Origin of the sequence: Nocardia ignorata NBRC 108230, from assembly GCF_001612905.1 — a bacterium.
In the GTDB taxonomy this organism is placed as follows: Bacteria; Actinomycetota; Actinomycetes; order Mycobacteriales; family Mycobacteriaceae; genus Nocardia; species Nocardia ignorata.
The window spans coordinates 1-11,967 of record NZ_BDBI01000012.1 but is presented as its reverse complement, the minus strand read 5'-3'; the positions used below and the strand labels follow the sequence as shown (position 1 = coordinate 11,967).

Below are 11,967 nucleotides of genomic sequence, written 5' to 3'. Positions count from 1 at the left end.
CATCCGTTCAGTCGATGTATCCAGGCGCGAACTGGTACCGGAACCAGTCGCCGTCGAAAGGCTGGTAATAGGTGGGGGCCTTGCGCTGCTGTGCGCCATCGCGTGGCTTCGTTCCCGGCGCGAAGTACCCGAGACCGTCGGTGTCACTCCGTTGTCCGATGGCGAAGGCGCACGCTCCGTCGCTGTAGCGACGCACCGCATCGACTCGGAACATGCCGATCCACCGCGGATCTCCAGCAGGCTCGCAGACCTGGGCCGCGGCAGTCATCGCGTCTTCCGAGACGCGCCACGCGATCCGCTCGGGAAGGTTGTCGACCTCACCGACGAACCCACAGAAGACCAGCAGTGGCTGGACCGCGACCAGCATCAAACCGCCAGGTGTTGTCGGCGCGAACCCGATGACCAGATACACCCACCAGATCGAAAGCCCTACCAGCACAACCCATCCGACCGACCACACCATCGGATCAGGTGACGTGGCTTCCACGACAGACACGACGCCGACGACGAAACCGGTGACACACGCGGTGATCGTCAATCGCCTCGACCATGGCCTCGAACCTCGCCAGTCGTGCCGTTGAAGTTCCCGTATCGTCGCCACGCCCGGACCCTACCGAGCACCCGAGATCCCCGGATGCTCAGCAGAATTCCCGTGGGCAGGCAGCGGAGGAAGTCAGTCGTGCACGATCGGTGTGCTGTAGCGGTACCAGTTCGGGGCGAAGCGCTCGTACACGTGTTCATAGGGGCGCGGCGGTCCGCTCGGCGGTGTCGATCCGGGAGCGAAGTAGGCGACACCGCCGTCGGTGGGGTAGATCGCGAAAATGCACCCGCCGTCGTATGGATAGACGTTGTCGACGTGCATCACACCGAACCATGCCGCACCACCCTTCGCGCACACCTGCGCGGCACGCGTGAACGAATCCTCGGACAACCACCAGGCGAGCCGATCCGGTACTCCCGAAAACACCAGCGCTACACCGATTCCCACCACGAGCGGAGCGGTCACGACAGCCCGATACTCGCGGTACTTCGCGCATCCGATCGGGGCGAGAACCATCCACGCCACCCCAGCCGCGAGCAGCACAGCACCCGCCAACAGCAGAGCCGTCAAGGTGTACTCGGTGACCACCTCGAACAGCAACACCGCGATCCCGAAGCACGACGCCACAGTTGTCGCGCGCATGACGTACTGCCATGTTCGCGATATCTCGACCGCCTCCGACGACACCCCCGACCTCGTCATACTCGACAGCCTAGACGCCGACGGCGCATCGCGGTCGCGGACGTGCACCAGAGCGTTCGCCACTTCTTCGCCGACTTGGGAAGAGGCTGGCCTCAGACACCACCGAGCACGGCTGGCCAGTAGCTTAACCACCTCAACGCCGCCAGCATAGATTCCCATTAACTCGGCGGCGGTCGGCACGACGTCCCAATCGGTTGCGCAGTCGACTCAGGCAACAACGTCGGTACCCGTCGACCATTCATATCCTGTCGGGCTTATCACCGCACCGGCACCGCCATCCGCCCAGGACCAGCCCTATCGCTGCATAGCGCAGCAGAGCGAACCCCACATTGTGGTTCTGAACCGATCCCATCGGGCGCGGCGAAGGTGACCGTCATACCCTCGCTCTCATTAGCTCACAGCAACTTCCGAGGCCACCACCGGTGACGTGCGCGGGCTGGCTCGTTCCATACGTCGAGTCAAAGGCGCACCATGTTGCCGGAGCATATGAGATTTTCGCTACACCGACCATATGTGTCGATGAATAGCATCAAGCCCATGTGTGTATTGACTTCCAGTGCGAGCCTGATCCGCCGAAGCCATCGGTCGTGCGGGTTTCGGCGCAGGTAGCACTCGGCTCGGCCCATCCCGACCCTGCCACGATCGATGACGTCAGAACTCACCAATTGAAGCGGTCAGATCTGACCTTTTCATTGTGTGACATTTTGAGCGTGACAAAGCCGGTATCCGAGGTGATCTCCGGTGACGACGGAGGCCCCGCATCGGATGTCTCCGATGCGGGGCCTCGAACGAAAAGTGCTGCTACGAGCTACTTTTCAATCACTCGCCATCACTACTTCTGCGCAGCCTTGAACTCACGACGACGCCGGTGCAGGATCGGCTCGGTGTACCGATCTCAGTCTCACTACCTCGCCTGACCTGCGGCTATTGCTAAAGGAAGTCCGCGTGTGACCGTTTTGTGGACGTTTTGAGCGAGGTCAGTCAACATGACCGGTCCTCATCGGGCATCAGCCAGATCGACTACCCGACGCTTGTCGGGCACGTAGTGCTGTGCGGTGACAGGCGAATCCACCTCGTGCCCAAGGATCAGCCGAGCGGCTGGCAAGTCGTACTGCTCCGCGACACGGGTTGCGCGCGTAGAGCGCAAAGTCCTCGGCGTGGACCATTGCAGGCCGGTTTCCTTCACGACCTTGCTCCAAGTTAGCGACATCTGCTCAGACCTCACCACCTTTCCCGTTCGAGATGGCAGCACCAGTCGATGTCCAGGCCTCGCGCCGATCCTTCGACGCCGCAGCATAACCATGCATGCAGGGCCGACTTTGATCGTCCGCATCGACTTCGCCGTCTTGGTGAACGGCTGCCGATACGCGACGCACACCACGTCCTCGTCGTCAAAATCCGGCCAGCCCCGAGGGAAGACGATCTCATCGTCCCGGAGGTCGTACTGCTCGACGATGCTCTTGACCTGATGTACGCGCAACTCGGTATCGATGATGGTGCCCGCAACCGTCACTTCGCATCGGTCGTAGTCGACGTCATCGTCCAGCCGCACTGCAAGCGCTTCGCTGGGGCGCGCAGCAAGTTCGTAAGCAAGAAGCGTGAAGTCCATGTATCGCTGCTCGAACCATCGACAGGCGTTGGGACGAGGAAAATAGCAACGCTCCGCCTCCCAGTATCGGTTCATCTCGTCTGCACTGAACGGCCGCGGCTCATCAGCAAAGTACGGGTTGACAGCACTTCGTAGGCCCGCGCGGCCGCTGGGCACCTTGGTTGCCCCACCCTTCCCTGCCACGCTGTTCACCGGATTGTCGTCACGGAGTCCGTCGTCGATCAACAACTGGAACGCATTGCGCAGGATCGACTTCTGCCTGTTCTTCTTGTACGCGGTCCCGGTCATCTGCTCCAGATGGATTCGGACATGAAATGGCCTGGTCTCCGATGCCCTCATCTTGCCCAGCACCGAACCCGAAATCGTGATCTTGTCTTTGTTGCCGCGGCCCTTCGCTGCCGGATAGATCTCGCGCCGATAATGTTTAGCGTTCTGAGGGCGCTTCGTGGCATCGCGCTCATAGCGATGAAGCCATGCCTGGCACAGTTCCTCGACGGTCACATTCGAGCTGTACGTACCGAGCGACTCGGCCCTGGGCTTCCACTCCGCGATACGCCTTTTCAGATTTGCGCGGGCTTTCGGTTTGCTATTACCAGACGCGTGCAGCTTCGAGGGCTCTCCGTACGGCTCGCCCACCAGACAGTAAATCTGGAATGTACGGCGTGCAGCGTTCCACTTCGGCTCGCTGAAGTTGCCCGGAACTCCGGGCGCCAGTTCGATCTGAGACATGGTTCACCGACTTCCCGGGCACTCGTCCTCCTCGGCCCGCTCGGGCTCTGCAATCAGCCATGACGTCCAGCGAGAGCGTAGGAAGTCCAGGACAAGCATGAAAGCCCGTAAAGATAGCTGCAAGTTGGCTATTAGAGTTTGCGGGTAGTACTAGGCATCCCCGACCGTGTGCTCCTCTATGAAGGCGCGTAGAGCATCCCATGGATACAGGACCCTGCGGCCGTACTTCACATAGGAGGGACCGACGCCACGGTGCCGGTCATTGGCGAGCTTCCCGACCGAAGTTCGCAGATACTTCGCTGCTTCTGCCGGAGTTGCCAACTGACTGCGGACGGGCTCTGAACGCGGGATTCGCTGCAACAGCCTCAAAAGTGCCTCTGCTGCAGCAACATTAAGAACGGATAGGTCTCGAGGGCCGACGACGCGGACTGCGTCTGGTTCGGCATCATCATCAGCCCCGACCGGGCAGTTAGCCGGATTCGACGAAGAGGGTTGATTGGAAGAGGACATGACAAACTCCTGTAACCCTGTCAACAGCTCTTCCACAGTCCATGAAACCTGAATTCTCGTCTGGGTGCCAGTCGATTCACACGAAGTGACGAAACCGTCGCGGCCAGACCCTGGTGTGCACGCGCCCACGGGACAGTGCTGGACGGACACTAGGCCCCTCACCTGTGAGCAAACCCCGCTGGAGGTGTACGGCGGGACACTCGGTCAGCCGCGGTATTCCCAGCCTTCGGGCCGCCAGCCGTCCGGCATGCGCTCTTTCGCGTACTCGATCATGATCCTGAGCAGCTCGGAGCGGTTCGGCTCACCCGCTTTGGTAAGCAGATCTTCAGCCACTGCGCGTTCGTCGAGAGCTTCGATCTGCTCGTCTGCCATGCGGAGCCCGATGATCGGCCGACGTGGCCCTGATCTTGGCACTCGGTGTTACCTCCTGGCGAAGTGATGACGATAGCGGCGACAGCTGGCCTGTAGCATAGGCCGCAGCTCGGATGGGGTTGGGGAAAATGAGTCAGGCCGGGCTCCGATGACTTCTCGGAGCCCGGCCTGACCTGCACTTATTGCGGAGCTAAGGGGAAGAACCCCTAACCTTCTCGCTTCGGGTACTCCTGCCTACCTACCGGGCAGGCGACTCAGAAGGTGTAGTGCTTCGACAGAACCTGCCCGTTGTACTTGCCGCCCTGGCACACATGCTTCCAACCCTTCGGCTGATACATCTTCTGAACGACGATGTGCCCTCCACCTTTCACACAGAGCATGCTGTTGGAATCAGCCTGGGCCGCGCCGGCATTGATCACCACAACAGCAGTACCGATGAAGGTGCTCGCAACGACAAATATGGCTTTTCGCATGGGTCCTCCCCCGCCTCGGATTCGATATCACTCGTCCACGGCCGCGGAGCCTCCCGGCACGGCCATGGCAAGCGAATTGACCTGCGCAACATACCATTCCATGCAACGCCATGCCAGATCACTCCCAGGCTGTAGCCAGCGACCAATAGCACTCGAATCACCCGCCAACTCATGCCATGCGGGCCAACAACGCAACCGCAGCCGGAACCAACAGAGAACGATCGTCGTGAACGACACGAGCCCCACCAAGCTCGATCATTTTTAACATCAGATCTCTCCTCGAATGCACCGACACCATCGCGAAGACGGCCACCCAACTCGAGCCCGCCTCGTGCAACGTGCGCTCGGGGTTTGTCCGGTTCAAAGAAGCTGATCTCCGCATCCGCTCCACCTGCGACTACCCTCACACAGTCACAACCAGACACAACAGACGGGAAATCGCATGGCACGCAAGGTCGTTGTCACCCTCGTCGACGACTACGACGGCACATCCACCGCCGAAGAAACCGTCACCTTCGGCATCGACGGACACACCTACGAGATCGACCTGTCCGAAACCAATGCCACCAAACTGCGCAACACCTTCGAACAATGGACCCCCTACGCCCGGCGAACCAGCCGCACCAAAACCAGCAACACCCGCCGACACGCCACCACGACCCCCGCCACCCGGACGGGTCGCCGCACCGACCTCGCCGCCATCAGGGCCTGGGCAATCGAAAACGGCCACACCGTCTCCACCCGCGGCCGCATCGCCACCGAGATCATCACCGCCTACGACGAAGCCTCAGCCTAGGCGCCGCCCATTAGTAGCAGCACTGCAGCGAACCGTAACCGCTCTTTTTCCAGGTTGGTCGGGGTACATCTACATAGCTCGACATTGCCTCAACGGGGAGACTTGTGTCGGCCTGGACACGTCCAGGATGCGCGGTTCGCCTCGATCGGACTCGACCGAACGAGGCGAACCTTCCCCGTGCACCCACGCGTCGCCGCCACGTCGCGGGGCAAGATCGACTCTACTCGAGTCAGCAGTCCGAATTCGCGTGCCGCGCCCACACCGACCGGCATAGGGTTCCGAGGACGAGCCGAGGGCCGAGTGGGTGAGAACTTCACGCCGTCACTCACCTAAGTTGCCTATCAAAATCATCATCGCAGGCATGCAAGTCAATCAACGTACAGAAATCTTCGATGACACATGCTTCGCGGCGCAGCGCCGCGACTTCGCCCTGGATCTTGGTCGACAATTCCTGCAAGTGTTGAGGCAGACGTGCTACCGCGACACCGAGACTGAGTTTGTCGCGCTAGTAGGTGAAATACGGTCGAAGATCCGTTCCTGCCAGACTCGGAGCCAGACGCAGCCACGCTCGCACATGCGATTTGTTCATCCACGCCTGCAACTCCTCGCCACCCGCAGGCGCTGCCGTGTCACTACCAGCCTGGGGCGCAGCGCTTTCGGACTGTCCTTGTGAGGACGTTCGAGTACGGCGCGCACGGGGAGGCTGGTCATCGCCGACCGCGGAGTCGGACCCGCTACCGGGTTCGCTGGTTGCTGGGGCGTCGGGTCGCTCGCGGCGGCGGCCTCGGCGATCGCGAATTCGGGGATCGGTCCCTGCGCCTGTACCTGCCAGCCGAACAACTTCTGGAAATCGGTCAGGTACTGGGCTTCGAGCGCCATCAGTTTGGCCAGTACCGGTCGCTCAAGTGTGATGCCGCGGCGTTCGGCACTGCGATGTTTGAGCATCAGGTCGTTGAGGAACCGCTTGAGCTGGCGAGGGCTTCCGCGCAGCCCGCCGCCGAGGATCTCGGAAACACTCGCTGCCCAGGACAAGTCGGCGACCAGTGATTGCGGGACGTCGTCGACGACCTGGTTGCAGATCCCGAGGTTGAACGCGACGTGGAGGTTGCCTTCGGCGCGGATCGCGCGGGTCTTGTCGATGACCTTGCGGAACTGTTCGGGTTCCAGATGAAGTCGCGCCAGTAGCAGATTCATGTATGTGTCAGCTTCGGGCGGGGACAGTTGCGGGACGCTGACTCGCAACTGGAGCATCTTCTCGAGGTATTTCGCGCCGAGCCCGGTGCCTTCGATCACCAACTCCGGATAGCGCGAATCGATTGCCGATTGCACGATCTCCTCGTTGGCGGCGATCACGAACGCCGTCTTCTCGGTGTTGACGAACAACCTGATCGCCTCGAAGGTATCGACCACCGTGTCGGGCAGACACCGATCCAGATCATCGATGAACACCACAATGGCCTTCACCTCTGACAGTTCGGCCAACAGGTGCGCGAAATCCGCACGGAAGGACCCTACATCGGTAACCCGTTCCCGAGCGACCGATTCCTCGACCGCCGGTTCCACCGGTTCGGCCAACCGCTCGGCACCCGCTCGAGCCGCCGCGCTCAGCGAATCGCCCATGACCCCCGCCAACTCCGGGTCGATGTTCTGGTCGAGTGCTTGCACCGCCAAGGGCACCAATTGCGGCGTCCCACCCAGCAGCGTGCGCGCGGCCTTGCGCCCGTAACGCCGAAGGCGAGGCAAGCGTCTACGAAGTTGCTGGACCTGCTCCTGCGCTAGCGCGTCTTCGCCGACACGTTCATCTATGGCATCGAGGATGGCATTCATCAGCGCGACCTTGACGTCGTCGTAGTCCTCGTACTGCCACGGACTGAACTGCACACACAGATACGGCGAGGCGTGCTCGGGACCGCCCTCGGCTCGAAGTTCCGCGCAGGTCAACGCCATCAACGAACTCTTGCCTGAACCCCAATCGCCGAGCAGTCCGATCGTCAACGGCAACAACCGCGACTCGGTGACCGCGACGAACAAACAGCATCCGCGCCCCGGCTGCCGGGTGGCGCCGGTAGTGGTCGAAGGTGGCCGCGCGCCCGGCGACTGTGGCCAGGCGGTACGGGCAGAACACGCATGCGCTCTTGTGCCATTGCCGCCCAGTGGATTTCAGCAGGTAGGACTCGGCGGTCGGGCGGTCCCAGCCCCAGTCGATCAGCGGGTATTCTCCGGTTCGGGCCGTGGCGTTGTAGCGGGTGTCCTTTAGGGCGCGCCCGGTTTCGGTGGCTTCGAACCCGATCACGTGCCTATACGGTGCGCCGGCGGTGATCGCGGTGATCGTCGGGTCGAGGATTTCGCCCTTGGCATGTACCGAGCTTCTCTGCACTTTGCAAGTCGAACCCGAGATGCTCAGTCCAACTACAGGTGTTTCGGGAGGGCAACACAGCGACATCCACCTGCGGACACCGCCCAGCCTCACTGCAGTTGCCCCGGGGCTCCCTTGCCGGCCGTGGGTGGTTCGGGCGGCTGGCACGCGGGGCTGAGAGCCCGCATTCCTGCGCGTGCCGGGAGTGACCGCGCACGAATGGTCGATGTGGGCGCAAGTGTCGCGAGACTTTGGGGGACTTGCCCGATAGAACGAAGGACGGCGATGAAGTCTTCGATCGAGAGCCCTGGAACCCGACGACGCGCCGCACTGCTGGCGACGGCGAAATGGGCTGCCCTCCCAGCTGCGGTCCTCAGCCTTGTGCCGATGATGCCTGACTGGTTGATGGTGGCCAGCGTGACCATCTTGCTTGTCGCAACAGTGCTGTCCACTCCCGCAATCTCGAAAATGATCTCGATTCTTGTGGCAGTCCTCGGCGCCCAACGCCTGGGTCATGAAGCCCTGCCGGATCAGATCAAGCTGAAATTGTTGGAATTGCTGATCCGGGGCTGATCTCGGCCCGATACTGGGTGGATGGCGGCGGGCAGGATTCCAGGTCGGCCTCCAATGATCGCCGAGGCACAAAAACCGACAGGTCGGTTTGGTTGGATCTGTCGGATGCTGCGAGAATATTCTGGTGAGCCGGATATTCAGCACACGCCCAGTTTTGCGCGGCGGCTAGCCGCGCATCTGCCCAAAGAACTGACACCTGCGACGGTGAATCGCATGGAGACTGGATCAGCCAAGTTCGACATTGGCCGAGTGATGGCATACGAGCAGGCGCTCGGCTGTGCTCCAGGACAATTGCTGGACGTTTTCGTGTACCTGTTCCGGTTGGAGGCCGCGCCCGGCGCACAGATTTCGTGGGTCGATCACGGTGACGGCTGGTTCTACGATCTGTTGTATCGGATCTGCCACAACGGGCCAGTGAGCTCGTTGGATTGGCTGCAGTTCTCGATCGCAGCCCGACTTCCCGCACGAGGCAAGGTCTTCGACTCGACTCGGTTCTCCGAGGGCGTATTCGGTCGCCTGATAGAGGACTTCAGGTCATCGTTCGAACGCGATGAGCGGTTATTGCGGGAGGCTCTGATCAACCTATCACCACATTCGATCCCCTACATCGCCGAGCGTGTCAATGAAGACCCGTTGGCACTGTTCAATGTGGTGGAGTCACTGGGATTTGTTCAGGACCGTCAAGCATGGGCACCCTTGCTTCGCCTGTGTGCAAAATTGGACGACGGTGTACAAGGGCAGACTTTGCTGGAAACGGTGCGTCGTTGGATCCCCAGAGACCGCAGGGCATTCGATGAAATACGACAATCCGCACCATCGCTGATTCCGTATTGTGAGCACATTATCGAAGACCCTACGGAGGCCTACACTGCCAGAGAGGAAGCGATCGCTTTTCTCTCCGCTGGGAGGGTGGCGATCTCACCGCGGCTTCGTAAATACATGCACGACAACCGCAGCGAGATCCGTCAGCTGCTCGTAGAGCCTACCGCAGCGACACGAACCGAGATCATCCAGGCCGTTCACTCCTACGTGGGAAAGCACCTCGCCTCTCACGGTCCTCACGGCCGGCATGGCGCAACCGGTGTTCCCGTCGGTCTCACCGGCATGCTTACCGACGCGGTCTTCTCGAAGTACCGGGTCCAGCGCCTGGGCTTCGCGCTGGCTCTGGGACCGTTGCAGATTTCGGCGGGTCTGGCGCACGGCGCTGGTCTGGCTCTGCTCAAGGACATTTCGAATGAAGACTACGGAACCCAACGCGCCGTTCTGCGTCTCATGACTAAGCTCGACCACCCTTCGACGCATCCCTACTTCTCGCGGTTTGCCCACACGAAGATCCTCGACGAGGGAGTGCGGTTGACCGCTGCGTGGGCGTTGGGTACCGGCTCGGGGCCAGACGATGAGCGGTGTCTTCGAGTGCTGTTGCCCGGGGCGGCGGTAACCACCCGACGCGTGATCGTGTTGGCGGCAGAGCGCCGAAACTTCCCGAATCTGCTGACAGAGCTTGTGAGTGATCGCAGCTCGGTGGTCAGCGTCGAGGCCGCCAAAGGTCTTCGGCGCCTGCCGAAGCCAGAGGTGTCGTGACCGAATGCTACTTAGAGTTGGCCTTGAGGGCGGCCACGAACAGGTCGAACGTCGAGTTTTGCGGTGTCAAGCTCGATAAGGGAACCCAGGCTGCTTCGGCGGCGTCGTCGCCGGGGTGCATGCTGCCGGAGAGGCCCTCGACTCTGTGGATCAGCACGATGAGGTGGTGTTCGGGATCGATATGTTGATGGGTCCCGATCATGGTCGCTCGGCGACCGAGCAGTCCGGTTTCCTCGACCAGTTCACGGAGCACACCGACTTCTGCGCGCTCACCGAAGTGAAGTCGACCTCCAGGTAGCGACCAGGCGCTCGCCCGCGGCTGTTTGGTGCGTCGAATGACGAGCAGGCGTTGGTCGGGGTCGATACAGAGTCCGGCAGTGCAAACTACCGGCAGCAGTTGTGTCTTACCGGCCATGGCGCCGCTGTCGCTGCTGGAACTCAGCCACTGCCGAACTGAAGTGCAGACCTCTGAAATCCGGCCACAGGGTGTCAGTGAACACCAACTCGGCATGCGCGACATGCCACAACATGAAGTCGGACAGACGCTGCTCACCGCCTGGTCGGATGAGCAAATCGATATCTGGAGTCTGCTTCGAGAAGGAGTCATAAGCGCGGTCTGTGCTCGTCCGGTCCGTGGTGGCGAGTCCGCCCAGCAACTCAGCCCGCGAGCTGTAATTCACCGCGAAGCAGACGTCGATCTTTCCCTCTCCTTGTCGGCCGTGTTCAACGACATGCAGGATGTCATCGACGATGCGTGCATCGCGATACTCACCGATGACGTGAACGTTGGCGTCGGCTGCCTCTACAGCCTCAAGGACTTCTGACGTCCACAACCATCTGCGCAGTTTCACCAGGGAGTCGACCTCCTCAGTGCTGCGCTCGAGATTGCGGGCCGCGAGCGCGAAGAAGGTCAGGTGAGAGACGTTGAGCCACCTGGCCTCTTCGATGCATGAGACCAGAGCCGGTGCACTCGACATATGCGCGTCGACCGCAGATATGCCCCGGGCGGCCCCCCACCGCCGATTTCCGTCCATGATCAACGCCACATGAATCGGCACTCCCCGGTCTTTGACTGCCCGACGTTCGGGCCATTCGATAATCCTCACGACGCCATCCTCGACGGATCCGCCATCTTGCCCTCCGCACCGATGTCGGCCTCCCCGTGGGCCTTTGAAAGCTTGCAGACCTAGCGTAGTGCGCTGCAGACACCTACGGATCAGTAGACCGGCAGGTATGCTTTGGGGTTCGGATCTGCGCGGATGAGGGTCACTGCCGTAGAGAGCAAGCGGAGTCGTGTCGGCCAGTCACCACAACGGCCCAACGTTTGCGCTCGAAACTCTCGCCCGGGCACCGGCGCTCGTTCGAACAACCTGGTCGATCTCGCGACGTACCGCTGGCCCGCACGTTGACCACTTGCACGGGCTGGTCGTGGTGCGCACGGTCAGGATGCAAGCGGATAGGTGGTGACGTTCAAGGCGTCGGCGCGCGTGAGTTACTGTTCGCCAAAGTTGTCGGACCCGGCGCGCTTCTTATAGCGTCGGCCGGTGGGGAGTGCGGCGACGAAGAAGGGGTTCGGCGTGCTGGTCGGCGGTGCAGTTCGTAGAGGCGTGCTCGCTCCCGGCGAGCGCGGCATCGATTGGCCGAGCTGAGAGTGTAGGCGCGAGCCGCCGACAAGCCTCGCCGACTACGGTTCGGCACCAGCTTCGTCGAGGTACTGCACGATTG

At 61.5% G+C, this 11,967-nt stretch carries 12 protein-coding genes; 3 read left to right on the top strand and 9 right to left on the bottom strand.

All coding sequences use genetic code 11. The features are described 5' to 3' along the window. Window positions 1-7 precede the first annotated feature (7 nt). From NI2_RS11130 to NI2_RS33730, 6 genes are all read right to left on the bottom strand, one after another. On the bottom strand, window positions 8-538 hold the full coding sequence (locus NI2_RS11130) for a hypothetical protein (protein ID WP_067489269.1): 531 nt from the start codon (window positions 536-538) through the stop codon (window positions 8-10). Between the two features lie 135 nt (window positions 539-673). After that, a complete protein-coding gene (locus tag NI2_RS11125) occupies window positions 674-1,243 on the bottom strand; it encodes a hypothetical protein (protein WP_133734130.1) in 570 nt (189 codons plus the stop codon). Window positions 1,244-2,240: 997 nt separating this feature from the next. After that, window positions 2,241-3,581, bottom strand: coding sequence for a tyrosine-type recombinase/integrase (locus NI2_RS11120; RefSeq protein ID WP_084476357.1), 1,341 nt, complete (start codon window positions 3,579-3,581; stop codon window positions 2,241-2,243). 150 nt (window positions 3,582-3,731) lie between these two features. Then, a complete protein-coding gene (locus NI2_RS35715; protein ID WP_341805484.1) occupies window positions 3,732-4,091 on the bottom strand; it encodes a helix-turn-helix domain-containing protein in 360 nt (119 codons plus the stop codon). Between the two features lie 204 nt (window positions 4,092-4,295). Then, the gene (locus NI2_RS33735; RefSeq protein ID WP_157104661.1) at window positions 4,296-4,463 is read right to left on the bottom strand and encodes a hypothetical protein; all 168 of its coding nucleotides are present in this window, start codon (window positions 4,461-4,463) and stop codon (window positions 4,296-4,298) included. Between the two features lie 254 nt (window positions 4,464-4,717). After that, complete coding sequence (locus NI2_RS33730; protein ID WP_133734131.1) at window positions 4,718-4,936, bottom strand: hypothetical protein; 219 nt, start codon at window positions 4,934-4,936, stop codon at window positions 4,718-4,720. Between the two features lie 442 nt (window positions 4,937-5,378). On the opposite strand from NI2_RS33730, the gene NI2_RS11115 reads away from it, so the two are divergent. Then, window positions 5,379-5,732: a histone-like nucleoid-structuring protein Lsr2 gene (locus tag NI2_RS11115; protein ID WP_067489259.1), complete on the top strand. Its 354-nt coding sequence runs from the start codon at window positions 5,379-5,381 to the stop codon at window positions 5,730-5,732. A gap of 585 nt (window positions 5,733-6,317) precedes the next feature. Here the strand turns inward: NI2_RS11115 and NI2_RS11110 are convergent. Beyond that, the gene (locus tag NI2_RS11110) at window positions 6,318-7,763 is read right to left on the bottom strand and encodes a KAP family P-loop NTPase fold protein (protein ID WP_067489255.1); all 1,446 of its coding nucleotides are present in this window, start codon (window positions 7,761-7,763) and stop codon (window positions 6,318-6,320) included. 610 nt (window positions 7,764-8,373) lie between these two features. Here NI2_RS11110 and NI2_RS33725 point away from each other — a divergent pair. Together NI2_RS33725 and NI2_RS11100 are read left to right on the top strand one after the other, a co-directional pair. Further along, window positions 8,374-8,661 (top strand): hypothetical protein, encoded by a 288-nt coding sequence (locus NI2_RS33725; protein WP_133734132.1) that lies wholly within the window; start codon window positions 8,374-8,376, stop codon window positions 8,659-8,661. Window positions 8,662-8,715: 54 nt separating this feature from the next. Then, complete coding sequence (locus NI2_RS11100; protein ID WP_133734133.1) at window positions 8,716-10,242, top strand: hypothetical protein; 1,527 nt, start codon at window positions 8,716-8,718, stop codon at window positions 10,240-10,242. A 7-nt stretch (window positions 10,243-10,249) separates the two neighbouring features. Here the strand turns inward: NI2_RS11100 and NI2_RS33020 are convergent, their stop codons facing one another. Together NI2_RS33020 and uppS are read right to left on the bottom strand one after the other, a co-directional pair. Further along, entirely contained in the window at window positions 10,250-10,657 is a 408-nt protein-coding gene (locus NI2_RS33020; RefSeq protein ID WP_166655801.1) for an NUDIX hydrolase, read from the bottom strand. Beyond that, window positions 10,647-11,348 (bottom strand): polyprenyl diphosphate synthase, encoded by a 702-nt coding sequence (gene uppS, locus NI2_RS11095; protein WP_166655802.1) that lies wholly within the window; start codon window positions 11,346-11,348, stop codon window positions 10,647-10,649. The genes NI2_RS33020 and uppS overlap by 11 nt, the downstream gene beginning before the upstream one ends. Between the last annotated feature and the right edge of the window lie 619 nt (window positions 11,349-11,967).

Bases quoted from the DNA above. Each gene is read 5' to 3' on its own strand.
- NI2_RS11125 (WP_133734130.1), bottom strand. From the start codon at position 1,243: ATGACGAGGTCGGGGGTGTCGTCGGAGGCGGTCGAGATATCGCGAACA.
- NI2_RS11120 (WP_084476357.1), bottom strand. From the start codon at position 3,581: ATGTCTCAGATCGAACTGGCGCCCGGAGTTCCGGGCAACTTCAGCGAG.
- NI2_RS35715 (WP_341805484.1), bottom strand. From the start codon at position 4,091: ATGTCCTCTTCCAATCAACCCTCTTCGTCGAATCCGGCTAACTGCCCG.
- NI2_RS33735 (WP_157104661.1), bottom strand. From the start codon at position 4,463: ATGGCAGACGAGCAGATCGAAGCTCTCGACGAACGCGCAGTGGCTGAA.
- NI2_RS33730 (WP_133734131.1), bottom strand. From the start codon at position 4,936: ATGCGAAAAGCCATATTTGTCGTTGCGAGCACCTTCATCGGTACTGCT.
- NI2_RS11115 (WP_067489259.1), top strand. From the start codon at position 5,379: ATGGCACGCAAGGTCGTTGTCACCCTCGTCGACGACTACGACGGCACA.
- NI2_RS33725 (WP_133734132.1), top strand. From the start codon at position 8,374: ATGAAGTCTTCGATCGAGAGCCCTGGAACCCGACGACGCGCCGCACTG.
- NI2_RS11100 (WP_133734133.1), top strand. From the start codon at position 8,716: ATGATCGCCGAGGCACAAAAACCGACAGGTCGGTTTGGTTGGATCTGT.
- NI2_RS33020 (WP_166655801.1), bottom strand. From the start codon at position 10,657: ATGGCCGGTAAGACACAACTGCTGCCGGTAGTTTGCACTGCCGGACTC.